Annotated in this window: 26 protein-coding genes; 11 read left to right on the top strand and 15 right to left on the bottom strand. The window is 69.8% G+C overall.

Annotation, left to right across the window (positions count from 1 at the left end; all coding sequences use genetic code 11):
* Nucleotides 1–32 precede the first annotated feature (32 nt).
* From AB6A66_RS15555 to AB6A66_RS15565, 3 genes are read right to left on the bottom strand one after another with little or no spacing between them, the layout of a single operon-like run.
* Entirely contained in the window at nucleotides 33–851 is an 819-nt protein-coding gene (locus AB6A66_RS15555) for a transglutaminase domain-containing protein (RefSeq protein ID WP_371056609.1), read from the bottom strand.
* On the bottom strand, nucleotides 848–1,801 hold the full coding sequence (locus AB6A66_RS15560; RefSeq protein WP_371056610.1) for an alpha-E domain-containing protein: 954 nt from the start codon (nucleotides 1,799–1,801) through the stop codon (nucleotides 848–850). Before AB6A66_RS15560 ends, AB6A66_RS15555 begins: the two co-directional genes overlap by 4 nt.
* A 4-nt stretch (nucleotides 1,802–1,805) precedes the next feature.
* A complete protein-coding gene (locus AB6A66_RS15565; protein ID WP_371056611.1) occupies nucleotides 1,806–3,221 on the bottom strand; it encodes a circularly permuted type 2 ATP-grasp protein in 1,416 nt (471 codons plus the stop codon).
* Nucleotides 3,222–3,437: 216 nt separating this feature from the next.
* Between AB6A66_RS15565 and AB6A66_RS15570 the strand changes: the two genes are divergently transcribed.
* Nucleotides 3,438–5,174, top strand: a complete 1,737-nt coding sequence (locus AB6A66_RS15570) for an alpha-amylase family glycosyl hydrolase (protein WP_371056612.1) — start codon at nucleotides 3,438–3,440, stop codon at nucleotides 5,172–5,174.
* 18 nt (nucleotides 5,175–5,192) lie between these two features.
* Here the strand turns inward: AB6A66_RS15570 and AB6A66_RS15575 are convergent, their stop codons facing one another.
* The 4 genes from AB6A66_RS15575 to AB6A66_RS15590 form a co-directional block, all read right to left on the bottom strand.
* Nucleotides 5,193–5,564 carry a DUF6746 family protein gene (locus tag AB6A66_RS15575; protein ID WP_371056613.1) on the bottom strand — a complete coding sequence of 124 codons (372 nt, stop codon included), beginning with the start codon at nucleotides 5,562–5,564 and terminating at the stop codon, nucleotides 5,193–5,195.
* Between the two features lie 510 nt (nucleotides 5,565–6,074).
* The gene (locus AB6A66_RS15580) at nucleotides 6,075–6,512 is read right to left on the bottom strand and encodes a cytochrome c (protein WP_371056614.1); all 438 of its coding nucleotides are present in this window, start codon (nucleotides 6,510–6,512) and stop codon (nucleotides 6,075–6,077) included.
* A gap of 140 nt (nucleotides 6,513–6,652) precedes the next feature.
* Entirely contained in the window at nucleotides 6,653–7,873 is a 1,221-nt protein-coding gene (locus AB6A66_RS15585; protein ID WP_371056615.1) for a glycosyl transferase, read from the bottom strand.
* Nucleotides 7,874–7,886: 13 nt separating this feature from the next.
* Nucleotides 7,887–8,666, bottom strand: coding sequence for an HAD-IIB family hydrolase (locus AB6A66_RS15590; protein ID WP_371056616.1), 780 nt, complete (start codon nucleotides 8,664–8,666; stop codon nucleotides 7,887–7,889).
* Nucleotides 8,667–8,913: 247 nt separating this feature from the next.
* Between AB6A66_RS15590 and AB6A66_RS15595 the strand changes: the two genes are divergently transcribed.
* The 8 genes from AB6A66_RS15595 (at nucleotide 8,914) to AB6A66_RS15630 (ending at nucleotide 16,965) form a co-directional block, all read left to right on the top strand.
* Nucleotides 8,914–9,189 carry a bacterioferritin-associated ferredoxin gene (locus tag AB6A66_RS15595; RefSeq protein ID WP_371037246.1) on the top strand — a complete coding sequence of 92 codons (276 nt, stop codon included), beginning with the start codon at nucleotides 8,914–8,916 and terminating at the stop codon, nucleotides 9,187–9,189.
* Nucleotides 9,155–9,640 (top strand): bacterioferritin, encoded by a 486-nt coding sequence (gene bfr / locus AB6A66_RS15600; protein ID WP_371037102.1) that lies wholly within the window; start codon nucleotides 9,155–9,157, stop codon nucleotides 9,638–9,640. Before AB6A66_RS15595 ends, bfr begins: the two co-directional genes overlap by 35 nt.
* A 79-nt stretch (nucleotides 9,641–9,719) precedes the next feature.
* Nucleotides 9,720–10,913, top strand: a complete 1,194-nt coding sequence (locus tag AB6A66_RS15605) for an efflux RND transporter periplasmic adaptor subunit (protein ID WP_371056617.1) — start codon at nucleotides 9,720–9,722, stop codon at nucleotides 10,911–10,913.
* Nucleotides 10,910–14,032 carry an efflux RND transporter permease subunit gene (locus tag AB6A66_RS15610; protein WP_371056618.1) on the top strand — a complete coding sequence of 1,041 codons (3,123 nt, stop codon included), beginning with the start codon at nucleotides 10,910–10,912 and terminating at the stop codon, nucleotides 14,030–14,032. Before AB6A66_RS15605 ends, AB6A66_RS15610 begins: the two co-directional genes overlap by 4 nt.
* A gap of 299 nt (nucleotides 14,033–14,331) precedes the next feature.
* Nucleotides 14,332–14,832: a YbjN domain-containing protein gene (locus AB6A66_RS15615; RefSeq protein ID WP_371037099.1), complete on the top strand. Its 501-nt coding sequence runs from the start codon at nucleotides 14,332–14,334 to the stop codon at nucleotides 14,830–14,832.
* A gap of 36 nt (nucleotides 14,833–14,868) precedes the next feature.
* Nucleotides 14,869–15,684: a pyrroline-5-carboxylate reductase gene (gene proC, locus AB6A66_RS15620; protein ID WP_371056619.1), complete on the top strand. Its 816-nt coding sequence runs from the start codon at nucleotides 14,869–14,871 to the stop codon at nucleotides 15,682–15,684.
* Nucleotides 15,677–16,015, top strand: coding sequence for a tRNA-binding protein (locus tag AB6A66_RS15625; RefSeq protein ID WP_371056620.1), 339 nt, complete (start codon nucleotides 15,677–15,679; stop codon nucleotides 16,013–16,015). The genes proC and AB6A66_RS15625 overlap by 8 nt, the downstream gene beginning before the upstream one ends.
* Nucleotides 16,012–16,965 (top strand): 2-hydroxyacid dehydrogenase, encoded by a 954-nt coding sequence (locus AB6A66_RS15630; protein WP_371037096.1) that lies wholly within the window; start codon nucleotides 16,012–16,014, stop codon nucleotides 16,963–16,965. Before AB6A66_RS15625 ends, AB6A66_RS15630 begins: the two co-directional genes overlap by 4 nt.
* An 84-nt stretch (nucleotides 16,966–17,049) precedes the next feature.
* Here AB6A66_RS15630 and AB6A66_RS15635 read toward each other — a convergent pair whose 3' ends face one another.
* From AB6A66_RS15635 to AB6A66_RS15655, 5 genes are all read right to left on the bottom strand, one after another.
* The gene (locus AB6A66_RS15635; protein WP_371056621.1) at nucleotides 17,050–17,304 is read right to left on the bottom strand and encodes a hypothetical protein; all 255 of its coding nucleotides are present in this window, start codon (nucleotides 17,302–17,304) and stop codon (nucleotides 17,050–17,052) included.
* Between the two features lie 41 nt (nucleotides 17,305–17,345).
* Entirely contained in the window at nucleotides 17,346–17,933 is a 588-nt protein-coding gene (locus tag AB6A66_RS15640) for a thymidine kinase (RefSeq protein ID WP_371037094.1), read from the bottom strand.
* 42 nt (nucleotides 17,934–17,975) lie between these two features.
* Nucleotides 17,976–18,356, bottom strand: coding sequence for a thiol-disulfide oxidoreductase DCC family protein (locus tag AB6A66_RS15645; protein WP_371056622.1), 381 nt, complete (start codon nucleotides 18,354–18,356; stop codon nucleotides 17,976–17,978).
* A 58-nt stretch (nucleotides 18,357–18,414) separates the two neighbouring features.
* A complete protein-coding gene (rimO, locus tag AB6A66_RS15650) occupies nucleotides 18,415–19,773 on the bottom strand; it encodes a 30S ribosomal protein S12 methylthiotransferase RimO (RefSeq protein ID WP_371056623.1) in 1,359 nt (452 codons plus the stop codon).
* A gap of 173 nt (nucleotides 19,774–19,946) precedes the next feature.
* Complete coding sequence (locus AB6A66_RS15655; protein ID WP_371056624.1) at nucleotides 19,947–20,573, bottom strand: GcrA family cell cycle regulator; 627 nt, start codon at nucleotides 20,571–20,573, stop codon at nucleotides 19,947–19,949.
* A 150-nt stretch (nucleotides 20,574–20,723) separates the two neighbouring features.
* Here AB6A66_RS15655 and AB6A66_RS15660 point away from each other — a divergent pair, with 150 nt between their 5' ends.
* Nucleotides 20,724–21,533 carry an ABC transporter permease gene (locus AB6A66_RS15660; RefSeq protein ID WP_371037090.1) on the top strand — a complete coding sequence of 270 codons (810 nt, stop codon included), beginning with the start codon at nucleotides 20,724–20,726 and terminating at the stop codon, nucleotides 21,531–21,533.
* Here AB6A66_RS15660 and AB6A66_RS15665 read toward each other — a convergent pair.
* Both AB6A66_RS15665 and AB6A66_RS15670 read right to left on the bottom strand, forming a co-directional pair.
* Nucleotides 21,481–22,431: a DMT family transporter gene (locus AB6A66_RS15665; RefSeq protein ID WP_371037089.1), complete on the bottom strand. Its 951-nt coding sequence runs from the start codon at nucleotides 22,429–22,431 to the stop codon at nucleotides 21,481–21,483. The genes AB6A66_RS15660 and AB6A66_RS15665 overlap by 53 nt on opposite strands.
* A gap of 31 nt (nucleotides 22,432–22,462) precedes the next feature.
* The gene (locus AB6A66_RS15670; RefSeq protein ID WP_371037088.1) at nucleotides 22,463–23,155 is read right to left on the bottom strand and encodes a phosphatidylcholine/phosphatidylserine synthase; all 693 of its coding nucleotides are present in this window, start codon (nucleotides 23,153–23,155) and stop codon (nucleotides 22,463–22,465) included.
* A 120-nt stretch (nucleotides 23,156–23,275) separates the two neighbouring features.
* Between AB6A66_RS15670 and AB6A66_RS15675 the strand changes: the two genes are divergently transcribed.
* On the top strand, nucleotides 23,276–24,340 hold the full coding sequence (locus tag AB6A66_RS15675; RefSeq protein WP_371056625.1) for a hypothetical protein: 1,065 nt from the start codon (nucleotides 23,276–23,278) through the stop codon (nucleotides 24,338–24,340).
* 16 nt (nucleotides 24,341–24,356) lie between these two features.
* Here the strand turns inward: AB6A66_RS15675 and AB6A66_RS15680 are convergent.
* Nucleotides 24,357–25,274, bottom strand: a 918-nt coding sequence (locus AB6A66_RS15680; protein WP_371056626.1) for an SPOR domain-containing protein, incomplete at its 5' end; no start/stop codon positions are given.

Below are 25,274 nucleotides of genomic sequence, written 5' to 3' on the forward strand. Positions count from 1 at the left end.
GATAGGGCGCGCCGGCGCGGCCCGCAACGGGGTTACTGCTGCGCGTCCTCGACCGCGACCCGCACCTCGAGTTCTTCCTTCGCATCGCCGCGCACCACGCCGCGGATCGGCGCGGCCTCGGCCGCGTCCCGCCCCGAGCCGAGGCGCACGTAATGCCCGTCCGGGCAGCACCGGTTGGCCGGGTCGAAGCCCACCCAACCGAGGCCTGCGACATGAAGCTCGGCCCAGGCATGGCTCGCCTCGTTGGGGGTGCCGTCGGCGCTGGCGAAGAGATATCCGGTGACGTAGCGCGCGGGGATCCCCGCGAACTGCGCCACGGAGATCAGCGCCTGCGCGTGATCCTGGCAAACGCCCGCGCCTTGCGCGAGCGCCTCTGCAGGGGTGGTGTGGGCCGAGGTTTCGCCGGGGCGGTAGGCGATCGCGTCGGCCACCGCCGCCGCGAGAGCATGCGCCCGTTCGAGCGCCGGGGCGCCGTCTAGGCCCGCAAGCGCGGCGCGCGACAGCTCGGCCAGCGCGCGGTCGGGCTGCGTGCGCCGCGTGGGCCGGGTATAGGCCAGGGGCGGCACCGCCTCGCGGTGGCCGCGCAGGACGCCGGCGGTGTCGCGGGTCTCGACCGTGCCCAGGATCGCCACCGCGACCTCGTTGATCGGGCCGCGCACACTCATCGTGCGGATGCTGTTGCCCGCCCCGTCGCGGAAGGGCGCGCCCCAGGTCGCGCCCTCGACCTCCACCGACCAGTCGACGACGCGCTGGCCGTCGGTGTCGACGGGGGTGAGGTTGTGGCTCTGGACCGCGCCGCGCACGGGCTGTGCAAAGCGGTAGCGGGTCAGATGGGAAATCCGGATCCTCATCGCGCCTCCCCGGTCAGGTAGACGTCGTGCACGGCCTGGGCGAGCGAGGCGGTCTCGCCGATGAAGCGGGTGAGGAACTCGTGCAGCCCCTCGTCGAAGATCTCTTCGACCTGCGCCTCGGCGAGCCCCGCGAGAAGCGCGCGCGCGCGCGCCTGCGCCATGGTGGAGCGCCCGTAGCCGCGCGAAAGCGCCTCCAGGTGCTCTGCCGCCATCCCGGCGCAGGTCAGCAGCGAGCGCGGCAGGGCGCGGTTCAGGATCAGGAAATGGGCGATGCGCGTGGCCGAAAGCTCTCCGCCATAGGCCCAGTTGTAGGCGCGGTGCGCCGACATCGCGCGCAGCAGCGTGGTCCACTGGTAGTTGTCGAGACCCGAGCCGACATAGGTGACGCTGGGCAGCAGCACGTAATACTTCACGTCCAGCAGCCGCGCCGTGTTGTCGGCGCGCTCGATCGCGTAGCCGAGGTTGAGGAAATGGTAGCCGTCGTCGCGCAGCTGCGTGGCGTCGATCGCACCGCGGATCAGCGCCGTGGTCCGCGTCACCCAGTCGGTGAGTTCGGGCAGGGGCAGCTTGGAGCGTTCGGTCCGGGTCATCTCCCGGAACTCCTGGAAGCCGGTGTTGATCGCGTCCCAGACCTGGCTGGTGAGCGCGGTGCGCACGATGCGCGCGTTCTCGCGGGCCGAGGCGAGGCAGGCGCCCACAGAGGACGGGTTGTCGAGGTCGAAGAAGAGGAAGGTCTCGACGTTGCGCTGCACCGGATCGCCGTATTTCTCGGAAAAGCGCTGCGCGACGCCCTTGGCCTGGAGGATGGCCTCCCATTCGTTGCGCAACCCGCCGTCGGTGTTGGGCAGGAGCGCGTTGCGGAAGCCCACGTCCAGAAGCCGCGCGGTCGTCTCGGCGCGCTCGAGGTAGCGTGCGATCCAGAAGAGGTTGGCGGCGGTGCGGCTCAGCATCGGCTCATTCCGCGATCACCCACGTGTCCTTGACGCCGCCGCCCTGGCTGGAATTCACCACGAGGGACCCGTCGGCGAGCGCGACCCGGGTCAGGCCGCCCGGCACCAGCTCCACGGTTTCGCCCACGAGGCAGAACGGCCGCAGGTCGACATGCCGGGGCGCGACGCCCTCGTCCACGAAGGTGGGACAGGTCGAGAGCGAAAGCGTCGGCTGCGCGATGTAGTTCGCCGGCGCCTCGCGCAGTTTCGCGGCGAAGGTCGCGCGCGTGGCCGCGTCGGCCTTGGGGCCGATGAGCATCCCGTAGCCGCCCGAGCCGTGCACCTCCTTGACCACGAGTTCGTCCAGCCGGTCGAGCACGTAGGCCAGGCTGTCGGGCTCGCCGCAGCGCCAGGTGGGCACGTTCTCCAGAAGCGGCGCCTCTCCGAGATAGAAGCGGATCATCTCGGGCACGTAGCAATAGACCGCCTTGTCGTCGGCGACGCCCGCGCCCGGCGCCGAGCAGATCGCCACCCCGCCCGAGCGGTAGACGTTCATGAGGCCGGGAACGCCCAGCGCGCTGTCGTGGCGGAAGCAGAGCGGATCGAGGAACGCGTCGTCGATGCGCCGGTAGATCACGTCGACCCGCTGCGGCCCCTCGGTGGTGCGCATCCAGACATGGTCGCCCTCGACGAAGAGGTCCTGTCCTTCCACGAGTTCCACGCCCATCAGGTCGGCGAGGAAGCTGTGCTCGTAATAGGCGGAGTTGTAGGGGCCGGGCGTGAGCACGACGATGCGGGGATCGCCCGGACATCTTGCGGGCGCGGTCGAGGCCAGCGTGCGCTTGAGCAGCCGCGCATACCCGTCCACCGGCGCGATCCGCATCTGCTGGAAAAGCTGCGGGAACATGCGCATCATGATCTCGCGGTTCTCCAGCATGTAGGAAACGCCCGAGGGCGTGCGGCAATTGTCCTCGAGCACGTAGAACTGGTCGGGGCCAGTGCGCACGAGGTCGATCCCGACGATGTGGCTGTAGACGCCGAGCGGAGGCCGCACGCCGGCCGCCGCGATCTCGTAGGCCTCGTTTCCATAGACCAGCCGGGCCGGGATGCGCCCCGCGCGCACGATCTCGCCCCGGTCGTATATGTCCGACAGGAACGCGTTCAGCGCCCGGGCCCGCTGCTTGATGCCGCGTTCGAGCCGCCGCCATTCCGTGGCCGTGAACACGCGCGGGAACATGTCGAAGGGAATGAGGCGATCGGGATCGCCGCCCTCGCCGTAGACCGCGAAGGTGATGCCGAAGCGGCGAAAGAGCGCCTCTGCCTCGACTTGCTTGAGATGCCGCAGCTCGCCCGGCATCTCGCGGTGCCACGCTTCCAGCGCGCGGTAGGGCTGCCGGGGCGCGCCTGCCTGGTACATCTCGTTGAAGAAGTTCGCGTCCATCCGACTCCGTCCGTTCCGTCGCCTTCATCAGATGGCGCGCCCGCCGCCGGGGAAACGGCGCAGCACGCCGAAAAGCCGATACGCGCTGGATGCCGCGGCAATCGAAGGCACGATGCCCACTTGTTGGGCGCCTCGTCAACGAGACCGGGGGTTGGGCGCCGGCCGAGAGTGTCTATTGTGGCGCGAAATGCCAGACCGGAGCGTCCGACCCGACCCATGACCTCGACCTTCGACGCGCGCCTTGCCGACCTGATTTCCGCCATCTATCCCGAGGCGGACGGAGCCGCCCTCGCGGCGGAAATTCGCGACGCGTTCTGGCCCGACGACCGGCCGAGGCGGCGCCGCGCGCGCGTGCCGTCCAACAACTTCTGGTCGGAACGCGACGCGCTCGTCATCACCTACGGCAATTCCATCGTGGACGGGGTGCACAAGCCGCTCGACCTCTTGCAGGATTTCCTGCACCGCAACCTGAAGGGCACCGTGGACGGGGTGCACATCCTGCCCTTCTTTCCCTTCACCTCCGACGACGGCTTCGCGGTGACGGATTATCGCGCCGTGAACCGCGCGCTGGGCGACTGGTCCGATATCCGGCGCATCGCCGGCGACTTCAAGCTGATGTCGGATCTCGTCCTGAACCACGTCTCGAGCCAGGGGCCCTGGTTCACGGCCTATCTTCAGGGGCACGCGCCCTACGACCGCTTCTTCCTCGAGGCGGACCCGGAGGCGGATCTTTCGATGGTGGTGCGCCCGCGCACGCATCCGCTCCTGCGCCGGGTCGAGACGGCGAACGGGCCGCGCCATGTCTGGTGCACCTTCAGCCACGACCAGGTCGACCTCGATTTCGGCAACCCCGAGGTTCTGCTGGAGTTCCTGCGGATCATGCGGCTGCATATCGACCAGGGCGTGCGCATCCTTCGCCTGGACGCGGTGGCCTTCCTCTGGAAGGAGATCGGCACCCCCTGCATCCACCTGCCGCAGACCCATGCGATCGTGCGCCTGATGCGGCTTCTCTGCGATTACGCGGTGGAGCCGATCATCCTTCTTACGGAAACGAACGTGCCGAAGGCGGAGAATCTCTCCTATTTCGGAAACCGCAACGAGGCGCACGCGGTCTACAACTTCTCGCTGCCTCCCCTTCTGCTGCATGCGCTCCAGTCGGGCACCGCGCGCTGGCTCATCCGCTGGCAGGCGACGATGCCGCCCGCGCAGATGGGCTGCGCCTACCTCAACTTCTCGGCCAGCCATGACGGGATCGGCATGCGCCCGGCCGAAGGCGTCCTGCCCGCCGAGGAGATCGCGCGCATGACCGCCTGCGCGAAGGGGCAGGGCGGGCTCGTGTCGATGCGGACGATGCCGGACGGCTCCCAGCAGCCCTACGAGCTCAACGTCACCTTCTTCGACGCGCTGGGCGCCACCTTCGACGGCGAGACGGGGCATCACGTCGAACGCTTCCTCGCCTCGCAGACCATCGTGATGGCGATGGAAGGCATTCCGGCCTTCTACATCCACGCGCTGCTGGCCACCGGCAACGATCACGCGGGTGTCGAAAAGACCGGCATCGCGCGGGCGATCAACCGTCACCGCTGGCACTATCCCGACCTTCAGGCGCGGCTGAAGGATCCCTCCTCCGTGCAGGCGCGCGTGCTGGGCGAGCTCAAGCGGCGCATGGCCCTGCGCGCCCGCCAGCCGGCCTTCCACCCCAACGCCACGCAGTTCACGCTTCAGCTCGACGAGCGCGTCTTCGGCCTCTGGCGGCAAAGCCTCGATCGCGCGCAGTCCGTCTTCGCGCTGCACAACGTGAGCGCGCAGGAGGTCGAGATCGATCCGACGGCCGTCAACCTGATCGAGGGCGACGCCTGGCGCGACCTGCTGTCGGGCGACCCCGTGGCACCGGTGGGCGACGCCATCAGGCTTCGGCCCTACCAGTGCCGGTGGATCTCGAACCGGGGCTGAGGCCCGGGCGCGCGGCGGTCACCGCGCGAGCGCGCCCGCGGTCTCGAAATACACCTCAGAGATGCTGCGCACCTCGGCCTCGTCGTAGTCTTCCGAGGCGAGGTGGAGGTCCTCGAGCGTGACGGCCAGCGCCGAGAAGTCCTCGTTCATCTTCGCCAGCGCCGCCTCGATCGTGTAGGTGTACTGGTGGATCTCCTCCATGTCGGCCTCGGAAAGGTCGTCGCGGTCGAGCAACGCCCGTACCTTCTCGTTATATTCGACGAAGTTGGTGACCGCCTCCTCGATCGTCTCCGAGGATTCGGCGGCGTAGTGATCGATCTCGTCCGAGGCGAGGGCGGGCGCGGCAGCGAGCGCCAGAGCGGCGGCGGCGAAACCTCCAAAACGGGTCATGGTCTGGTCCTTTCCTTCATGTGGACGGGCCGGCACGGCCGCCGGCCCGGTTGCGGGGTCCTGTCGCCAGCGAGGGGCCGTTCACCGTCGAGGCACGCTCTTTTCGTTCGCAGTTTCTCGCCCGGGGAAGAGCCCGGCCCGCGGGCCGTTCGGGCTCCGTGCGACCCTGCCGGTTCCTTGTGTGGGAGCGAATCGACCGCGTGCATCTGGCTGTGCCCTATAACTGACAATTTTAGTCAGTAATCGTGGCGCGGCGGCGCTGTCAATATCCGAGACGCCTCCGGACCGGGCTCGTCGCCGGCGCCACCGGTGCGCTTTCGGGACGCGGGCGCATTGTGCGAAGGGCGGTGGCCGCCGGGGCGTTGTTCCGGGCGCGGTCGCGCCGGGCACCCCGGTCGGCGACGGCCAGGAAGGCGCCGCTCAGTGGTCGGCGAGCCGAAAGTCGACGCCGCGCATAACCGCAAGAAACGTCGGGGACCGTGTCGGAAGCCCGGGCGCGATCGGGGCCGATCACTCCTGCTGGATCGAGTCCAGGTAGTAGACCAGCGACAGAAGCCGGCCGCGGGTGATCGCCTGCGCGACCTCGGCGCTCATGCCGGGGAACTGCGCCATCGCCACGCTTTCGGAGGCACTCATGTAGCGGTCGCCCCAGACGGGCATCTCGCTGCCATGGGCCCTGAGGTCGTTCCGACCGTCGATGGTCAGAAGCGTCTCTCGGAACGGGAAGCGCCCCCCGGCCTGTGCGGCAAGCCGGGTCAGATCGGGCGTCGTGATGTCGATGAGCTGCGCGATCGGACCGTCGCCCTTGCCCGTTGCGCCGTGGCAGCCGGCGCAGGCCACCACGTACTCCTTGCGTCCCAATTCGGTCTCGCCTGATGACGTATCCTGCGCCTGCGCTGGGGCTGCTGCGAGGCAGGCGGCGATCGCCAGAAGCACCAGATCCTTCATACCCCTATCCCCCCTGCTCGCGCGCGCCGCCGGGCCTGACCCCGGGCGGCCTGTCCAGATTGACGCGGATGCGCGGCGGTTCATTGATCACTGTCAACGCCACGCGACCGCCCGCCTTGTCGCGACGTTTCGCGGCGGTCTCATGCGATGTCGGCCAGATCTTCCTCGACCGCCCGCAGCATGTCGGAAAGGAGCTCCGGGTCGGCCGAGTTCACGCGCGACCAGGTCGGGATGAACGGCGTTTCGAACGGGTTCTCGAGAAAGACCTGGCCTGCGCGCATGATGTTCTCGGCGAAAAGCTCGATGGACTGCTCTTCCTTGTGGCGGTCGATCGAGAGCCCGTTCATCGCGGCATCGTTGTAGTAGCTCTCCAGCATGTCGAGCGCGGCGCGGTAATAGACGGCCTTGAGCGTGCGGAAGGTGTTCTGGGTGAACACCGTCCCGTCCGCGGCGAGCTTGCGGACGATCGCCTTGCAGATGTCGGTGGACATCCGGTTGAGCCCGGTGGCCGCGTCGTCCGGCGACAGGTCCTGGTGCTTGTGGTCGTAGGCGTCGGCGATCTCGACCTGGCAGACAGCCTTGGGGGCGAGGTTGCGCCACGCCTCGGACAGCACGCCGATCTCCAGCCCCCAGTCCGAGGGAATGCGCAGATCCGGCAGCATCACGCTGCGCATGGCGAACTCGCCCGAGAGCGGGTAGCGGAAGGAGCGCAGGTAATCGATGTAGTCGCGGTCGCCGATCACCTTGCGCAGCGCCACGAGAAGGGGGCTGACCAGCAGCCGCGTCACCCGTCCGTTGATCCGCCCCTCGCCGATCCGGGGATAGAACCCCTTGGAAAGCTGGTAGGGAAAGTTCGGGTTGACCAGCGGATAGACGAGCCGCGTCAGCATGTGGCGCGAGTAGGTGGTGATGTCGCAGTCGTGGATCGCCATCACCGCCGTGTCGCGCCGCGCCAGCACGTAGCCGAGGCAGGTCCAGACATTCTTTCCCTTGCCGGGCTCGGAGGGGTAGAGGCCGTGCGCCTTCAGCCTTTCGCCCAGCGCGCGCTGCCGCGGGCTGTCGTTCCAGATCACGACGTGATCCTGCGGCAGACGTGCGAAGAACTCGATGGCGTGGGCGTATTGCGCGGCGTCGGCCTGGTCGAGCCCGATGACGATGCGGTGCAGGTAGGGAACCTGGGCCAGCTCGTCGAGGATGCCGGAAAGCGCCGGGCCCTCGATCTCGGAATAGAGCGAGGGCAGAACCAGCGTCACGGGGCGGTCGCGCGCGAAGGTGGCGACGGCATGGGACAGCGTGTCCGGGTTCACGGACCGCAGGTCGTGCAGGGTGGCGACCTGTCCGTTCTGGTGGAAATCCGCCATCTCTCCCTCCGCCTCAGATCCGATACCCGAGACGCGAGAGTAGCGCCTCCAGCCCCTCGGCCCAACCGTCCGGTCCCGGCTTCGCCGTCCGGGTGATGCGCCCCTGCCGCTCTCCGGCCAGCTCCGGCAGCGGGGCATGATGCGGGTTCGCGACGACGATGCCGTGATCGGCGGTCTCCAGCATCTCGACGTCGTTCGGCGCATCGCCGAGGGCCACGGTGACGCGGGCCCCGAGACGCGCGGCGATCCCGGCCATCCGGCCGGCCTTCGTGCCGCCCGCCGACAGCGTGAGAAAGCGCCCGCCCTCCTGCGCCGCGACGCCCCGCGCGGCAAGGGCGTCGATGAAGGTGCGGCGCTGCGGCTCCGGCCCCGTCCAGAGCCCCGGCTCGGTGTGGGTGCGGGCGCGGGCGCGGGCGGCCGCATCAGAGGGCAGGCCCGTGCAGGCCGCGACCTCGGCCACGCTCATCTCGGCAAAGCCCCGGAAGCCCGCGTGCAGGTCCGGTGGCAGGCTGGCGAGCGCGGCAAGGAGGCGATCGCGGGCGGTGGTATCCTCGGGCGGCTCCGCTCCGGGGCCCAGCACCCCGGCGCCGTTCTCGAAAATCGCGGGCGAGGCCGCGAGCCCCAGCGCCCGGCGAAGCGGCGCGATCTCGGCGGCCGTCTTCGAACTGGCGATCACCACCGGGATGCCGGCCCGCGAAAGCCGCCAGAGCAAGGGCCGCGCGGGGCCGGCATCATAGCTTTCGTGGTCTAGAAGCGTGCCGTCGAGATCGGTGAAGATGGCCAGCCCGTCCATGCGCCTTTCCCTCGTCTTTGGCCGTCTATGCCACGAACGCGCCGGGGGGACGAGCGGCGCTTGACAAGCCCAACTGTTTTCGTCAGCTATAAGGGAACGAGGTCAGTCGGCAGATCGGTCGGTTGAGTCGCCCGGGCGCCCCACGGGGCGCGGATCCCGCACCTTGCGCGAGATCAAGGCGCGGCCGGGCAGGCGCGCCAAAGGTCGTCCGAGGAGTAGGCCCGGCCACGGCGCAGGAGGAGCGTACATGATCGTCTGCCATTGCATGGCCATCAGCGAGGACGAGATCCGCAAGGCGGTGGACTGGATGCGCGCCTCAGATCCCGAAACGCTCATCACGCCCGGCAAGGTTTACCGGGCGCTCGGCAAGAAGGCCGATTGCGGCGGATGCCTGCCACTTTTCGTGGACGCGATGCGGCGATGCGAAAGCTTGAAAGTTCCGGCCGAGCTTAGCAATCTGCGATCGCAACCCACGGAAGGAGACAGGCGTGAAGGGCGACGAGAAGGTCATCGAGTATCTTAACAAGGCGCTGCGCAGCGAGTTGACCGCGGTCAGCCAGTACTGGCTGCATTACCGGCTTCAGGATGATTGGGGATTCGGGCGGATCGCCAGGAAATCCCGCGAGGAAAGCATCGAGGAGATGCATCACGCCGATCGCCTGATCGAGCGCATCATCTTCCTTGAGGGGCACCCGAACCTTCAGAAGCTCGACCCGCTTCGCATCGGCCAGACCCTTCGCGACACGCTCGAATGCGATCTTGCGGCCGAACACGAGGCGCGGACGCTCTACATCGAGGCGCGGGAGCACTGCGAAAGCGTCGGCGACTACGTGACGAAGGACCTCTTCGAGACCCTCATCGCGGACGAGGAGGGGCACATCGACTTCCTCGAAACGCAGCTCGACCTCTTTGAGAAGCTCGGAGAAGAGCGTTACGGCCTGCTCAACGCGGTACCGGCCGACGAGGCGGAGTGACGTTGTCGCGCGGTTACGCGTGACCGGCCCGGGTGGCCGGTGGTAAACGCGAGGCGACTCGCATCAACCCGGGACCGACATGACTGCCAGCGACGACAACAGCGGCGGCGGGGCCGAACGGCTTCGTTTCGACGACGATCCGGGCTCTCGCCGCTCGAAATGGCTGGCGGCGCTCCTGGTCGTCGCGCTCGTGGCGTGGATGGGCAGCGGCTACCTGCTGCCCGGTTCCAGCGGCGACGAGGCGGCCGCGCCCGGGCGCGACGCCGCGCCCGAGGCGGTCAGCGTGGCGGTGCGCGCGTCACGCGCGGAGTCCGTGACCACGGTCTTCGTGGCCGAAGGCGAGGGCGTGCCCGAGCGCGATACGCAGGTGCGTGCCGAAACCTCCGGCAGCGTGGCGGAGGTGCCGGTGCGCAAGGGCGCGGACGTTCGCGCCGGCGACGTGATCGCGCGCATCGCCCCCGCGCAGCGCGAAGCCGATCTGGCCCGCGCGGAAGAGGAACTCGCCCGCGCGCGGCGGGACTACGAGAATGCCGAGACGCTACTGGAGCGTGGCGTCGCGACCGTGGACCGGGTCGCGGAAACCCGCGCCGCGCTCGCCGCCGCCGAGGCGCAACTCGCCTCCGCGCGGGAGGCGCTGCGCGACACGGCGATCCGCGCGCCCTTCGACGGGCGGCTCGAGGCGCTGACGGTCGAGAGCGGGGAATTCGTGCAGGCCGGCGGGGCGGTGGCGCGCGTCGTCGATCTGGACCCGCTCACCGTCACCGTTCGCGTGCCCCAGCAGATCCTCGCGGGCGTGCAGACGGACCAGGCGGCCGAGGTCCGGTTCATCACGGGCGAGACGCGGCCCGGCACGGTCAGCTTCGTCGCCGCGGCGGCCGACGCCGAGACCCGCACCTTCGCAGCCGAGATCGAGGTGGAAAACGCCGATGGCGCGATCCCCGCGGGGCTGAGCGCGCGCGTCCGCGTTCCCACGGGCGAGGTGGAGGCGCATTTCCTGTCCCCTGCGATCCTGTCGCTCGATCCCGATGGCCGGCTCGGGGTCAAGGTCGTCGAGGAGGACGATCGCGTCGCCTTCCATCCGGTCGAGATCGTCCGCGCCGAGACGGACGGTGTCTGGGTCTCGGGACTGCCCGCCGAGGCGCGGATCATCACCGTGGGGCAGGGCTTCGTGAACGCGGGCGAAAAGGTCGCGCCACGGCCCGAATCCGAGGCCGCGGTCTCCCGCGCGCCCGAGGACGTGCGCCCCGCCATGGCCGGGGACGACACGGAATGAGCGTGATCGACGCCGCCTTCGCCCGCACGCGGGTCGTGGTCATGACGCTCGTGTTCCTGCTGGCCTTCGGAACGGTCGCCTATGTCCAGATCCCCAAGGAAAGCGCACCGGAGGTGCCGATCCCGGTGGTCTACGTCGTCACCACGCTGGAGGGGATCGCGCCGCAGGATTCCGAACGCCTGCTCGTCCGCCCGCTCGAGACGGAACTCGCCTCCATCGACGGGGTGAAGGAGATGCAGGCCAGCGCGGGCGAGGGCTATGCCTCGGTCACGATGGAGTTCGACCCGGGCTTCGACAGCGGCGAGGCGCTCGACGAGGTCCGCGAGGCGGTGGACCGCGCCAAGGCCGACCTGCCCTCCGACGCCACGGAGCCCTCGGTCAACGAGGTCAACACGGCGCTCTTCCCGATCCTGACGGTGATCCTCTCGGGGCCGGTTCCCGAACGTACCCTCAACGAGCTGGCGGAGCGCCTGCAGGACCGCATCGAGGCGCTGCCGGGCGTGCTCGAGGTGGATGTGGGCGGCGCGCGCGACGAGCTTCTCGAGGTCGAGATCGATCCGACCGTCTTCGAGACCTACAACATTTCCTTCGACGAGCTCATCGGCCAGATCCAGCGCAACAACCGCCTGGTCGCCGCGGGCGCGATCGAGACCGGGGCGGGGCGCATCGTGCTCAAGGTGCCGGGCCTCGTGGAGAACGTCCAGGACGTGATGGACCTGCCCGTGAAGGTGCGCGGCGACACCGTCGTGACCTTCGCCGACGTGGCCACGATCCGCCGCAGCTTCGAGGATCCGACGAGCTTCGCGCGGATCGACGGGCAGCCGGCCCTTGCGCTCGAGGTGAAGAAGCGCGTGGGCGCCAACATCATCGAGACGGTGGAGGACGTGAAGACCGCCGTGGCGGAGGCCCGCGCGGGTTGGCCCGACTCGCTGCGCGTGGATTACCGGCAGGACCAGTCCGAGCAGGTGCGCGAGGTGCTGGGCGACCTGCAGGCCAACGTCATCACGGCCGTGATCCTTGTCATGGTGGTGGTGGTGTGGGCGCTGGGGCTGCGGTCGGCGCTTCTGGTGGGGCTGGCGATACCGGGCGCGTTCCTCACCGGCGTCGGCGTGCTCTGGGCGATGGGCTACACGATGAACATCGTGGTCCTGTTCTCGCTGATTCTCGTCGTGGGGATGCTGGTGGACGGCGCCATCGTGACCACCGAACTCGCGGACCGGAAGCTTCAGGAAGGGCTTGCCCCGCCCGAGGCCTACGCCTTCGCCGCCAAGCGCATGGCCTGGCCCGTGATCGCCTCGGCGATCACCACGCTCAGCGTGTTCTTCCCGCTCCTGTTCTGGACGGGCACGGTGGGCGAATTCATGAAATACCTGCCGATCACCGTGATCCTGACGCTCACGGCATCGCTCGCGATGGCGCTGATCTTCATCCCGGTCCTCGGCGGGCTGATCGGGCGGGTGCAGCCGCAGACCGCCTCCGAGAAGGCCGCGCTGGAGGCGGCCGAACGCGGCGACCCGCGCCGCGCGGGCGGCTGGACGGGGCGCTATGCCCGCTTCGTGGAGCGGGCGGTGCTGCGGCCGGGCACGACGCTGGGCTTCGCGCTCGCGGTGCTGCTGGGCGCCTTCGCGCTCTACGGCGAGTTCGGACGGGGCATCAGCTTCTTTCCCTCGCCCGAGCCGGATTTCATGCAGGTCACCGTGCGCGCCCGCGACAATTTCTCGATCCACGAGCAGGACGCGCTGGTGCGCGAAGCGGAGCGGCGGCTCGTGTCCCGCGACGAGATCGCCTCGGTCTATGCCCGCACCGGCGGCGGGCAGCGCGACGACGAGGAGGTGATCGGCACGATTCAGCTCGAGCTTGCCGAGTGGGACACCCGCCGCCCCGCGGCGGAGATCGGCACCGACATCCGCGCCGAGATGGCCGAGATCCCCGGCATCGCCGTGCAGGTCCAGACGCAGGAGCAGGGCCCGAGCCAGGGCAAGCCGGTGCAGCTGGAGCTGCGCGTGGCCGATCCCGAGACGCAGGCGCGGGCCGTCGAGACGGTGCTGGCCGAGATGGCGCGGATCGGCGGCTTCACCGACATCTCCGACTCGCGCCCGCTGCCGGGTGTCGAATGGGCGCTGCGCGTGGACCGCAGCGAGGCCGCGCGTTTCGGCGCGGACGTGACGCTGCTCGGACAGGCCGTGCAGCTTCTGACGCGCGGCATCACCGTGGCCGACTACCGCCCCGACTACGCCGACGGATCAGTGGACATCCGCGTGCGGTTTCCCGCCTCGGCCCGCAGCCTCGAGGAGTTGCGCGGCCTGCGCGTGCCGACCTCGTCCGGGCTCGTGCCCATCGGCAATTTCGTGAGCTTCGATCCGGTCCCGCGCACCGGCACGATCAAGCGCGTGGACCGAAACCGCGTCGTCACCGTCGAGGCGGACGTGGCGCCGGGACTACTGGTCAACGACCAGATCACCGCGCTGCGCTCGGCGCTTGAGGGCGCGGATCTGCCGCCCTCGGTCACCTGGTCCTTCGGCGGCGAGGCCGAGGAGCAGCAGGACGCCATGCAATTCCTCAGCATCGCCTTCGCGGTCGCCATCGCGCTGATGTTCACGGTGCTGGTGACGCAGTTCAACAGCTTCTACCAGGCCTTCGTGGTGATGTCGGCGATCGTCTTCTCGGTGGCCGGTGTGCTTCTGGGGCTCGTCGTCACCGGACGGCCCTTCGGCGTGGTGATGGGCGGCATCGGGGTCATCGCGCTGGCCGGCATCGTCGTGAACAACAACATTGTCCTCATCGACACCTACAACGACCTGAAACGGGCGGGGCAGAGCCCGCTCGAGGCGGCGCTGCGCGCGGGCGCGCAACGTCTCCGCCCCGTCGTGCTGACCTCGGTGACCACCGCGCTCGGCCTGATGCCGATGGTGATCGGGCTCAAGATCGATTTCTTCGGCCGCGAGATCGTCTACGGCGCGCCCTCCACCCAGTGGTGGACGGAGTTGAGCGCGGCGGTGGCGGGGGGCCTGACGGTGGCCACGGTGCTGACGCTGGTGCTGACGCCGGCCATGCTGATCCTCGGCGAGCCGCGCGAGAAGCGGGCGGTGGCCTCGTCCGGCGCCCCGTCGCCCGCGTGAACCGGCGCCGCGCAAGACGCGGGCCGCCCCGGCGGGCCACGCCCTGATTGCACCCCCGTGCGGGCGCCGCCGCGGGCAACTTCCAGATCGTCGGCGCGTGCGGCGCACCGCCCTTTATTGCGGTAGGCGATCCCTTGCCCCCCAACTTCTTGGGGTGTTCACGAAAATATCGCTTTACAGCCCATCATGCACGCAGCACCATATTTGGTGAGGTAAGCGGCCATGAACCGCTTTTCCTTGAGCAGGCACCAAGCGCTTGGGGCGGGCTTGCCCCGGCGCACAGGCAGAGAGGTGGCCCCATGTCCGTGTCCGAGCAGTTCCTGGAAGAAGACATTCACCCCATCGACATCGTCGAGCACCTGGCCGAGCACCACGACTGGGATTTCGACCGCATCGCGGAAGACCAGATCGCCATGGCGGTCGAGGGGCAGTGGCGCACCTACTCCATCACGCTGGCCTGGTCGGCCTATGACGAGACGCTGCGGATGATCTGCACCTTCGAGATGGAGCCCCCTGCGGAGCGCCTGCCGGCGCTTCACGAGACGCTCAACCTCGTCAACGATCGCTGCTGGGCCGGGGCCTTCACATGGTGGCAGGCGCAGAAGCTCATGGTCTACCGCTACGGCCTCGTTCTCGCCGGCGAGCAGGTGGCGAGCCCCGAGCAGATCGACACCATGATCACCGCCGCGGTACTGTCGGCCGAGCGCTACTACCCGGCCTTCCAGCTCGTGCTTTGGGGTGACAAGACCCCGCCGCAGGCGCTGCAGGTCGCCATTGCCGAGGCCTACGGCCGCGCGTAGAACCGGGGCCTGGCGGCGGGAACTGGCGGAGGGCCCATGGACTTCGACGACATCGCGCGGCGCGGCCTCGTCCTTCTGGGCTGCGGCAAGATGGGGTCCGCGATGCTCGCGGGGTGGCTGTCCCGCGGGCTGCCGCCGGAGGCGGTCTGGGTCACGGACCCGAACCCGTCCGACTGGCTGACGCGGCAGGGCGTGCACCTGAACGAGATGCCGGCGGCGCCGCCCGCGGTCGCGCTCGTCGCCGTGAAACCCCAGATGATGCGCGACGCGCTGCCCGTGCTCGAGGGCTACGCGGGGGGCGAGACGCTTTTCGTGTCGGTCGCGGCCGGCACGCCGATCCGTTTCTTCGAGGATGCGCTCGGCCCGGGAACGCCGGTCGTGCGCGCCATGCCGAACACGCCCGCGGCCGTGGGCCGGGGCGTCACCGCCATCGTCGGCAATGCCGTGGCGGGCCGGGCGGCGCTCGACCGGGCGGAGGTGCTTCTCTCGGCGGTGGGCAAGGTCGTCCGGCTGGACAGCGAAGACCAGATGGACGCGGTGACCGCCGTCTCCGGGTCGGGTCCCGCCTACGTCTTCCACATGATCGAGGCGCTCGCCGCCGCGGGGGAGGCCGAGGGCCTGCCGCCCGCGCTCGCGATGGAGCTTGCCAAGGGCACGGTCGCCGGGGCCGGCGCGCTCGCCGAGGCTGCCGAGGAGGCGCCGGACCAGCTGCGCCGCAACGTCACGAGCCCGGGCGGCACGACCGAGGCGGGGCTTTCGGTCCTGATGGACGAGGCGGCGGGCCTGCGTCCGCTCTTGCGCCGCAGCGTTTCGGCGGCGGCGCGCCGCTCGCGGGAACTGCGCGATGGCTGAGATCGGCATGGACGACTTCCTTGCCGTCGATATCCGCGTGGGCACCGTGACCCGCGCGGCCCCCTTCCCCGAAGCGCGGAAGCCGGCCGTGAAGCTCTGGATCGATTTCGGGCCGGAGATCGGGGAACGGAAAAGCTCGGCGCAGATCACAGTGCATTACGATCCCGATACCCTGCCCGGGCGGCAGGTCGCGGCCGTGGTGAATTTCCCGCCGCGGCAGATCGGCCGGTTCCTCTCGGAGGTGCTGGTGCTGGGTTTCGCGGACGCCGATGGCGCCATCGTCCTCGTCTCGCCGGATCGGCCGGTTCCCAACGGAGAGCGCCTGCAATGACCCGCATCCTGATCACCCGCCCGCTTCCAGACCGCGTGATCGAGGCCGCGACCGACCGCTTCGAGGTGGAGGTGCGCCGGAACACGGCCCCCATGAGCGTGGCCGAGATGCGGTCGTCCCTGGTGCTATACGACGGTGTGCTGCCCACGCTCGGCGACCGGTATTCCGAAGAGGTCTTCGCAGAGTTCACGCAACCGCGCTGCCGGATCCTCGCCAATTTCGGAGTGGGCTACAACCACATCGACGTCGAGGCGGCCCGGGCGCGCGGCCTTGCCGTGACCAATACGCCCGGCGCGGTCACGGATGCCACCGCCGACATCGGCATGATGCTGATCCTGATGAGTTGTCGCCGCGCGTCCGAAGGCGAGCGGATGGTGCGTGCGGGCATGTGGGAGGGCTGGCATCCGACGCAGATGCTGGGCCTCCACGTCACCGGCAAACGCGCGGGCATCGTCGGCATGGGCCGGATCGGGCAGGCGATCGCGCGGCGTTGCCATCATGGCTTCGGGATGGAGGTCGCCTATTTCAACCGCTCCGCGCGGGACCTCGACTTCCCGGCGCGCCGCTGCGACACGCTCACGACGCTGGCGGAAACGGTCGATGTTCTGGTCGTCGCGCTGCCGGGCGGGGCAGAGACCCGCCACATGATCGGCGCCGAGGTGTTCGCGGCGATGCCGCGCCATGCGCATTTCGTCAACATCGCGCGGGGCGACATCGTGGACGAGGACGCGTTGATCGCGGCGCTCCAGGCGGGCGAGATCGCCGGCGCCGGGCTCGACGTCTACGAACGCGAGCCCAAGGTGCCCGCGGCGCTCAACGCGCTGGAGAACGTCACGCTGCTGCCGCATCTCGGCACGGCCGCCCTCGAGGTTCGGGAATCGATGGGGCTGATGGCGGTGGACAACCTTGTCGCGTTCTTCGACGGGCGGGACGTGCCCAACCCCGTTTAGCGCGAAGGTTCGATCGAACCTTCGCGGCGGGTCTCTCGGGCTTGTGCACGGCAAAAGGTTTTCGATCGAAAACCTTTCTTCGCCCTAGACCTCCGGCGCGTCGCGGGGCGGCAGCGGGCCGTAATCTCCGGGCTCGGCGTCGGGCTTCCAGTCCGGGTCGCGGCGCTTGATCCTGCGGGAGATCAGGTAGGCCGTGGGCCACGCCAGCGCGAAGCCGATCGCGGCCGCGATGCCGATCGCGAGCCAGTTGTAGTAGCCCAGACTCAGCACCGCGATCACGAGGCTGCCGGCGGCGACGGGGCCGCTTGCGAGGGTGAGAAAGATGCTCAGGCGGTCCAATTGGGCCTCCTTTCGCTCGTGTGGATTTCCCGGCGCGGGGATCAGAGACGGCGGTCGCCCATCTCTTCCCGCCAATGGCGCCTGCACAACGACACGTAGGTCTCGTTGCCGCCGATGCAAACCTGTGCGCCCTCGGTCAGCGCCGCCCCATCCGCGCCCCGGCGCACGACCATGGTGGCCTTTCGCCCGCAATGGCAGATCGTGCGCACCTCCCGCATCTCGTCGGCCAGCGCCAGAAGCGCCGCGGAGCCCGGGAAAAGCTCGCCCCGGAAATCGACGCGCAGCCCGTAGCACATGACCGGCAGGTCGAGATCGTCCACCACGCGCGCGAGTTGCCAGACCTGGTCCGGCTCCAGGAACTGGGCCTCGTCCACGAAGACGCAGGCGAGCGGGCCCGCGGTGCGCCGTGCCGCGATCTTCGCCTCGAGGTCCTCGCCCGGCGCGTAGGTATCGGCCTCGGATCCGATGCCGATGCGCGAGCCTATGCGTCGCCGGCCCGCGCGCGTGTCGAGGGCCGCCGTCAGAAGATAGGTGTCCATGCCCCGTTCGCGGTAGTTGTGCGACGCCTGCAAGAGCAGCGTCGACTTGCCGGCGTTCATGGTCGAGTAATGGAAATGGAGCTTCGCCATGCCCGCGTTCTTCGGCGAGGCGCGGCGGCGATGCAAGCCGCCTCAGGCGCGGGCGCGCGCCTTTCGGCGCAGATGCCACCGGTAGATGAGCGGGGCGAGCACATAGTCGTAAAGCGCGGAGGCCGCCTGGCGCACGCCCGGCAGCGCCACCGCCCGTGCGAGCCAGCGGTAACGGGGCATCTGCCGCCAGAGCACGAGGAACGCGTCGAGCCCGCCATGCAGCGTGCCGTCCTTCAGGACGTAGAGCCGCCGCGCCGCGGCGTCCTCCGACAGCCCCCATTGGGCGCGCTCCGGGCCGTTCAGGTCGTCGAACCGGATCGGCAGGTCGCGCGCCTCGGCGTAGTCGCGGTAATGGCCGATCTCGAAGGAGCAGACCGGGCACTCGGCGTTGTAGAGCACGCGGGTATCGGTGTCGCTCGTCATGAGCCGGAGATGTCGCGCGATCCGGCGGCGGCAAGGGCGCGCGTCGGTGCGTCGCGGCTCAGGCGATCCTGCCCCAAAGATCGTACTCGCCCGCCTCGTCCACCTCGACGGTGACGATGTCGCCGGGCGAAAGCCGCCCATGCCCCTCGTCGATGAAGAGGCATCCGTCGATCTCGGGCGCGTCGGCCTTCGTGCGGCAGGTTGCGGCGTCGTCCTCGACGAGGTCCACGATCACCTCCATGCGCTGCCCGACCCGCGCCGCGAGCTTCGCCTCGGAGATCGCCTGCGCCTTTTCCATGAAGCGGTTCCAGCGGTCGGCCTTGACCTCTTCGGGAACGTGGTCGGGCAGGGCGTTCGATCGGGCGCCGGCGACGTTCTCGTACTTGAAGCACCCCACGCGGTCGAGCCGCGCCTCCTCCAGCCAGTCGAGCAGGGTCTGGAATTCTTCCTCGGTCTCGCCGGGATAGCCCACGATGAAGGTGGAGCGGAGCGCCAGATCCGGGCAGACCTCCCGCCAGGCGGCGATCTCGTCGAGCGTCCTTGCGGCGGCCGCGGGGCGCGCCATGCGCCTGAGCGTCTCGGGATGGGCGTGCTGGAACGGGATGTCGAGATAGGGAAGCACGAGCCCCTCCGCCATCAGTGGGATCAGCTGGCGGACATGCGGGTAGGGATAGACGTAATGCAGCCGCACCCAGGCGCCGAGAGATCCCAGATCGCGGGCAAGACGCGTGATCGGGGCCTCCTCTCCCAGTCGCTCCGCGTCCGTCAGGTAGGCGGAGGTGTCCTGGCTGATGACGAGAAGCTCCTTCACCCCCGCCTCGACCAGCTTCTCGGCCTCGCGCATCACGGCGCGGTGCGGGCGCGAGGCGAGCTTTCCGCGCATGTCGGGGATGATGCAGAAGCGGCACTTGTGGTTACAGCCCTCGGAGATCTTGAGATAGCTGTAATGCCGGGGCGTGAGCGTCACGCCCGAAGCCGGCAGCAGGTCGACGAACGGGTCCGGCGCGGGCGGCACGGCGGCATGCACGGCGTCCAGCACCTGTTCGTACTGGTGCGGCCCGGTGACGGCGAGAACCTTGGGGTGCGTGCCTGTGATGTAATCGGGCTCGGCGCCGAGACAGCCGGTGACGATCACCCGGCCGTTTTCCTTCAGCGCCTCGCCGATCGCGTCGAGGCTCTCCGCCTTGGCGCTATCCAGAAAACCGCAGGTGTTCACGATGACCGCGTCCGCCCCGGCATACTCCGGCGAGATGCCATAGCCCTCGGCCCTGAGCCGCGTGAGGATGCGCTCGCTGTCCACCAGCGCCTTGGGACAGCCGAGCGAGACCATGCCGATGGTCGGCTGGTCGGCGCGCCGCGCCTCGGTCAGGCAGGCGCGGGCGAGGTCGGGGCGCAGATCGGGCGGGTTCGTTGTCATGAGGGCGCATATAGGATGCCGCGGCCCGCCGGCACAAGGCGCCGCGCAAAGCGCTTCCAAGCGCCTTGCCACGCGGCTTCGCGCCCTCGAGGCCATCTTCCGGCCCCGGTGACACGCGGAGTGGTCTTCAAAGAATGACGTGAGAGGGCGGCCGGCCAGAGCCGGCCCCGGTGCTATCGCCGCCGGTCGCGGCGCGAACTCATCGGCTGGAAGGCCACGCTGACATGCGCCTCGCAATAGGGTTTGCCGGGCTGGACGGGAAGGCCGCAGAACCAGAAATTCTCTGTCGCGGGGTCGCCCACGGGCCACTTGCAGGTGCGTTCCGTCAATTCCATCAGCGTGAGCTTGCGCGCCTTCTTCTCGATCTCGGACACGCGGGCGAGCGCCTCGGGGCTGATCTCGTTGGCCGAGGGTTGCGGCGGCAGCGGCTGGCCCGCGGGCACGATCGCCTTGCGCGCGACCTGCGGCGGCGCGGCGGGCTCCGCCGGCTGCGGCGGCGCGGCGGGCTCCGCCTCGACCGGTTTCGGCTCGGGCTGCGCGGCGGGCCTGGCCTTGGCGTCGGCCTTGGGCGTGTCGGCCTTGGGCGCCTTGGCCGGTTTTGCGTCCGCGGCGGGCTGCGGCGCCGCGGCCGCCGCCGCCGCCGTCGCGGCGCCGGCGCGGTTCGACAGGCCCAGCCGGTGCACCTTGCCGATCACCGCGTTGCGGGTCACGCCGCCAAGTTCCTTGGCGATCTGGGAGGCGGACTGGCCCTCGCTCCACATCTTCTTCAGCAGCTCGACGCGTTCCTCGGTCCAGGACATGCGGTTTCCTCGGAGTAATGCAATGAAAGGGGCGGTCGCGTCGCCGCGCCGCCCGCCTCTTTCCGGTCGGACCTCTATTCTAACCCTTCGCGAGCGGGTTACAAGGCCGCGACTCGCCCGCGGGGGCGGCAAAGCCAAAGGGAGATCGGCATGAGCGGGACGGGTGCGCACGGCATGGGGGTGCGGCGGTTCGGAAGGGTCAACTGGCTCGGTCTCTGGACGCTGTCGCTGCGCGAGATCCAGCGCTTTCTTGCGGTCTGGTTGCAGACGCTCATGGCGCCCCTGGTCACCGCGGGTCTCTTCATGGTGATCTTCTCCATCGCCATCGGCCCCACCCGGGGCGAGGTGATGGGCGTGGCCTTCACCACCTTCATCGCGCCCGGCATCCTGATGATGATGGTGATCCAGAACGCCTTCGCGAACTCCTCGTCCTCGCTCGTGGTGTCGAAGGTGCAGGGCAATATCGTGGACACGCTGATGCCGCCGCTCTCGGCGGGGGAGATGGTGATCGGCTACCTGGCCGGCGCGGTGGCCCGCGGCCTTTTCGTGGCGCTTTCGATCGGTGCGGGATACCTGCTTTTCCTGGGCCTCGGCGTGGCGCATCCCGTCTGGGCGCTCGGCTTCGTGGTGCTGGGCTCGGCCCTTCTGGGCGGGCTGGGGCTGCTTGCGGGTCTCTTCGCCCAGAAGTTCGACCAGATGGCCGCGATCACCAATTTCGTCATCACGCCGCTCGCCTTCCTGTCGGGCACCTTCTACTCGGTGGAGGCCCTGCCGCCCGTCATGTGGGAGATCACGCATGTGAACCCGGTCTTCTACCTGATCGACGGGGCGCGCTACGGGATCATCGGCGTGTCCGACAGCTCGCCCGCGCTCGGGTTGGTGATCTGTGGCGGCGCGACACTCGTGGTCAGTCTTCTGTGCTGGGTCCTCTTCCGGACGGGATACCGGCTGAAGGCATGACCGGCGGCGGCGGCGCCCGGCGGCGGCCCTCGCGCCAGGCGAGTAGCGCGGCGCCCGCGACGATCACCGCGGACCCGGCCACGGACACCGCGTCCGGCCGCACCCCGAACACGGCCGCGTCGTAAAGCGCGGCGAAGATCAGCGCGGCGTAGAAGAAGGGCGCGACGAAGCTCGCGTCGGCGCGGGCCATCGCGTTGACGAAGCAGGCCTGGGCCCCGGCCATGAGCACCCCGATCCCGGCGAGCGCCGCCCATTGCGCGGGCGACGGCGCGACCCAGATCCAGATCGCCGCGACGGAGGAGATCGCAAGCCCGATCGCGTTGTTCACGAGAAGGATCTGGTGCGGCGGCTCCCGGCCGGCGAGGCGCTTGATGAAGATGAGCTCGAGCCCCATGGCGAGCGCCGCACCGAGGGCGAGCAGGGCGGCCGGGCGAAAGCTTTCCGGCCCCGGCCGCAGGAGGATGGCCGCGCCGGCAAGCGCGATCAGCGCGGCGGCCCAGCGGATGCGGCCCACCCGCTCGCCCAGCAGCGGGATGGCGAGGAGCATCCCGAAGACCGGGTTCAGGAAACTGATCGCGGTCGCGTCGGCGAGCGGGATGTGGGCCGCCGCCGCGAACATGAGCGTGACGCCGCCCCAGCCGCAAAGCGAGCGCACCGCGTGGGTGGACAGGTCCGGTCGCATGAGGCGCGGGCGCAGCACCAGCGCTGCGAGGCCGATGGCGAGCAGCGCGAAGACGAAGCGCCCGTGGCTGATCTGCAGCGGATGAAGCTCGGGGCCGAGCGCGCCCGCGCCCAGCGCCTTGGCCAGAAGCGTCGTGCCGGCCGCGAAGGCCGCGGCGGCTGTGGTCAGAAGCGCGGCGAGCGCGGGGTTTGCGGCGGGCTGCATGCCGTGGGGCATGCCCGTTCCGTCGCGCCGCGTCCAGACGCCGTCAGCGGCGGGCCGGCAGGATCTGCTGCGCGGCTCCCGCCCCCAGCAGGTAGACCGAGCAGACGATCAGGCCCCAGTGCGCCCATGTCTCGGGGTCGAACTGCACCCAGGCCGCCCAGCCCGCGAAGCCGGTCCATGCAAGCGCCACCGGCAGGGTCACCGCGCGCCAGCGCCGGGTGCGCACCGGATGGACGAATTTCACCGGCAGGAACATCGCCACCGCAAGCACGCTCACGAGGCCGAGGATCGCCCAGAAATCCGGCCGTACCGCGAAAAGCACCAGCGCGACCATGTTCCAGGCGCCGGGAAATCCGCAGAAGGACTTGTCTTCCGTCTTCATCCGGGTGTCCGCGAAGTAGAGCGCGGAGGCGAAGGTGATGAGGATGATCGCCACCCAGCCCGTCCATCCCGGCAGCAGGTCCGACTTGAAAAGGGCGAAGGCCGGGATGAAGACATAGGTCAGGTAGTCGATGATCAGGTCGAGCAGTTCGCCGTCGAAGCGCGGTGCGTTCCGCTTGACGTGGTAGCGGCGGGCGAGCGGGCCGTCCACGCCGTCCACGGCGAAGGCCACCACGAGCCACAGGAACATCATGGGCCAGTCGGCATCGGCCGCCGCCAGCATCGCGAGCATGGCGAAGACCGCGCCGGTGGCGGTGAAGACATGGACGAAGAGCGCGAGAAGACCGGGCGTCATGAAACCGTCATGGCCCATCGCCGGACGGTGTGCAATGGCGGGGCCGGGGGGCAGATTGCTCCTCGCGCGCGAAGCGTGATACCGTTGCGCCAACACGCAGAAGGAGGCCGGGCAGCCCCCATGACCGCGCTCGAGGACTTCGAGAGGCTCGAGGCCTCGGGGGTGTGGCGTGCGGATGCCGCGTCGCAGCGCCGTGACGTGATCGTCTCGCTCGGCGATGCCACGCTGACCATCACGGACATGTCCGACCGGCCGCTCGCGCACTGGTCGCTCGCGGCGGTGGCGCGGGCCAATCCGGGCGAGTTCCCGGCGATCTTCCATCCCGACGGCGATCCGGACGAGGAGCTGGAGCTGCCCGCCGATGAAACGGTGATGATCGACGCGATCGGGCGGCTCATGCGCTCGATCGACCGACGCCGCCCGCAGCGCGGCCGGCTTCGCCTTGCCGCCGGGCTCGGCAGCGCGCTCGCGATCCTCGCATTCGGGGCCGTGTGGCTTCCCGGCGCGCTGCTCGGGCACACGGTTTCGGTGGTTCCAGAGGCCAAACGCGCCNGGCACACGGTTTCGGTGGTTCCAGAGGCCAAACGCGCCGAGATCGGCGCGGCGCTTCTGGGCCATGTCGGCCGGGTCGCGGGCGCGCCCTGCAACGATCCCGAGGGTGTCGCCGCGTTGCAGCGGCTGGCCGCCCGTGTGCTGGGCGAGACGCGCCGCCGCGATCTCGTCGTGCTGAGCGACGCGCCCGCGGTCACGGCGCACCTGCCCGGCGGAAGGATCCTGCTCGGGCGGGCCCTGGTCGAGGGGCCCGACCAGCCGGATGTCACGGCCGGCTACGTGCTGGCCGAGGCGGTGCGAGAGGCCCGGGGCGATCCGCTGCGCCGATTGCTGTCCGAGGGCGGGATGGGAGCGAGCCTGCGGCTTCTGACCACCGGCACGCTGCCGGAGCCGCTGCTCGAGCGGCACACCGAAACGCTTCTGTCCGCCGAGCCCGCGCCGGTTCCCGACGAGGCGCTGCTCGCGGCGTTTCAGGCCGCCGGGATCAGCAGCACGCCTTACGCCTTCGCCCGCGACGTGACGGGCGAAAGCGTGCTCGGCCTCGTCGAGGCGGACCCTTACGCGGGGATAACGCCGCGCCCGGTGCTCGGCGACCCGGACTGGCTGCGCCTGCAGGCAATCTGCGGCAACTGACCAAGGAACGGCGCGCTCAGCGCCGCGGGACGATGTGGTCCATGCCCGCGGCGCGGGCGCTTTGCGCGGCGCGCGACAGGCCGGCGGCATCGGCGAACGGGCCGGCGACGAGGGTCGGCGTCCGCTCGCTTCCGCGCACGAGCGTGCCGAACCGCACGGTCATCCCCAGCCCGGCAAGCTGCCGCCCGGCGGCGTAGGCTTCGTCGCGGCTGCCGAAGAGCCCGATCTGAAGGTAGCGGTGATCGAGCGTGCCGAACCCGTCCCCGCCCTGCGTCGCGGGGCGGCGAACCGCGGCCGCGGAGCGGCTCGAGACGGTGCCGGCGGCGGCGTCCGCATCGCGTCGCGGCACGAGCTTCACCCGCCCGTCGGCGGCCTTCAGCACGAGAACCCGGCCCCGCATCGACAGGTACGCCTCCTGCGTTTCCATGTCGGTGAAGGGGTAGAAGAGCTCCGGATTCCGGTCCCTGACATCGCGGCCCGTGCGGGGATCGACGAGGCGCCGCGGCACGGTGTCCGTCCAGACCAAGCGCATCGCCGCACGTCCTTCCGCCGTCCGCTCTCCACGCTGCGGGTTCAGCCGGTCGTCCTGCCAGGCCGGCTTGTAGCCCTCGGGCACCCGGACGCGCCGGTGCGATGCGTCCGCGGCCTGGTAGACACGGCGCGGAACGATGTGGGCCTTGCCGGAAACGGTGCGCCCGTCCGCGGTCCGGTAGATGATCGTCGTGCTGTGGCCGGGCATCTCGCGGCGATGGCCGCCCAGGTCCGCGACGCGGCCGGTTTTCGCCGCGGCGCCGGGCCCGCAGCGCAGGCGCACGCCGTTCGCCGCGGCCACCCTGGCGCCGCCGCGCTCCGCCACCGCATCGCAGGTGAGGATCCGCACGCGCTTTCCCGCCGAGGCGCGCAGCTGCGCCGAGAGTTCGGCCTGCCGCCGCGC

This window comes from Rhodosalinus sp. K401 (assembly GCF_041365735.1).
GTDB lineage: Bacteria > Pseudomonadota > Alphaproteobacteria > Rhodobacterales > Rhodobacteraceae > Rhodosalinus.

What these genes read in the sequence shown, in the direction of transcription:
- AB6A66_RS15625 (WP_371056620.1), top strand. Translation starts at nt 15,677, where the DNA reads ATGGCTGAGATCGGCATGGACGACTTCCTTGCCGTCGATATCCGCGTG.
- AB6A66_RS15555 (WP_371056609.1), bottom strand. Translation starts at nt 851, where the DNA reads ATGAGGATCCGGATTTCCCATCTGACCCGCTACCGCTTTGCACAGCCC.
- AB6A66_RS15590 (WP_371056616.1), bottom strand. Translation starts at nt 8,666, where the DNA reads ATGGACGGGCTGGCCATCTTCACCGATCTCGACGGCACGCTTCTAGAC.
- AB6A66_RS15560 (WP_371056610.1), bottom strand. Translation starts at nt 1,801, where the DNA reads ATGCTGAGCCGCACCGCCGCCAACCTCTTCTGGATCGCACGCTACCTC.
- AB6A66_RS15605 (WP_371056617.1), top strand. Translation starts at nt 9,720, where the DNA reads ATGACTGCCAGCGACGACAACAGCGGCGGCGGGGCCGAACGGCTTCGT.
- AB6A66_RS15660 (WP_371037090.1), top strand. Translation starts at nt 20,724, where the DNA reads ATGAGCGGGACGGGTGCGCACGGCATGGGGGTGCGGCGGTTCGGAAGG.
- AB6A66_RS15630 (WP_371037096.1), top strand. Translation starts at nt 16,012, where the DNA reads ATGACCCGCATCCTGATCACCCGCCCGCTTCCAGACCGCGTGATCGAG.
- AB6A66_RS15655 (WP_371056624.1), bottom strand. Translation starts at nt 20,573, where the DNA reads ATGTCCTGGACCGAGGAACGCGTCGAGCTGCTGAAGAAGATGTGGAGC.
- AB6A66_RS15665 (WP_371037089.1), bottom strand. Translation starts at nt 22,431, where the DNA reads ATGCCCCACGGCATGCAGCCCGCCGCAAACCCCGCGCTCGCCGCGCTT.
- rimO (WP_371056623.1), bottom strand. Translation starts at nt 19,773, where the DNA reads ATGACAACGAACCCGCCCGATCTGCGCCCCGACCTCGCCCGCGCCTGC.
- AB6A66_RS15585 (WP_371056615.1), bottom strand. Translation starts at nt 7,873, where the DNA reads ATGGCGGATTTCCACCAGAACGGACAGGTCGCCACCCTGCACGACCTG.
- AB6A66_RS15610 (WP_371056618.1), top strand. Translation starts at nt 10,910, where the DNA reads ATGAGCGTGATCGACGCCGCCTTCGCCCGCACGCGGGTCGTGGTCATG.
- AB6A66_RS15615 (WP_371037099.1), top strand. Translation starts at nt 14,332, where the DNA reads ATGTCCGTGTCCGAGCAGTTCCTGGAAGAAGACATTCACCCCATCGAC.
- AB6A66_RS15575 (WP_371056613.1), bottom strand. Translation starts at nt 5,564, where the DNA reads ATGACCCGTTTTGGAGGTTTCGCCGCCGCCGCTCTGGCGCTCGCTGCC.
- AB6A66_RS15640 (WP_371037094.1), bottom strand. Translation starts at nt 17,933, where the DNA reads ATGGCGAAGCTCCATTTCCATTACTCGACCATGAACGCCGGCAAGTCG.
- AB6A66_RS15565 (WP_371056611.1), bottom strand. Translation starts at nt 3,221, where the DNA reads ATGGACGCGAACTTCTTCAACGAGATGTACCAGGCAGGCGCGCCCCGG.
- AB6A66_RS15595 (WP_371037246.1), top strand. Translation starts at nt 8,914, where the DNA reads ATGATCGTCTGCCATTGCATGGCCATCAGCGAGGACGAGATCCGCAAG.
- AB6A66_RS15645 (WP_371056622.1), bottom strand. Translation starts at nt 18,356, where the DNA reads ATGACGAGCGACACCGATACCCGCGTGCTCTACAACGCCGAGTGCCCG.
- AB6A66_RS15670 (WP_371037088.1), bottom strand. Translation starts at nt 23,155, where the DNA reads ATGACGCCCGGTCTTCTCGCGCTCTTCGTCCATGTCTTCACCGCCACC.
- AB6A66_RS15570 (WP_371056612.1), top strand. Translation starts at nt 3,438, where the DNA reads ATGACCTCGACCTTCGACGCGCGCCTTGCCGACCTGATTTCCGCCATC.
- AB6A66_RS15580 (WP_371056614.1), bottom strand. Translation starts at nt 6,512, where the DNA reads ATGAAGGATCTGGTGCTTCTGGCGATCGCCGCCTGCCTCGCAGCAGCC.
- proC (WP_371056619.1), top strand. Translation starts at nt 14,869, where the DNA reads ATGGACTTCGACGACATCGCGCGGCGCGGCCTCGTCCTTCTGGGCTGC.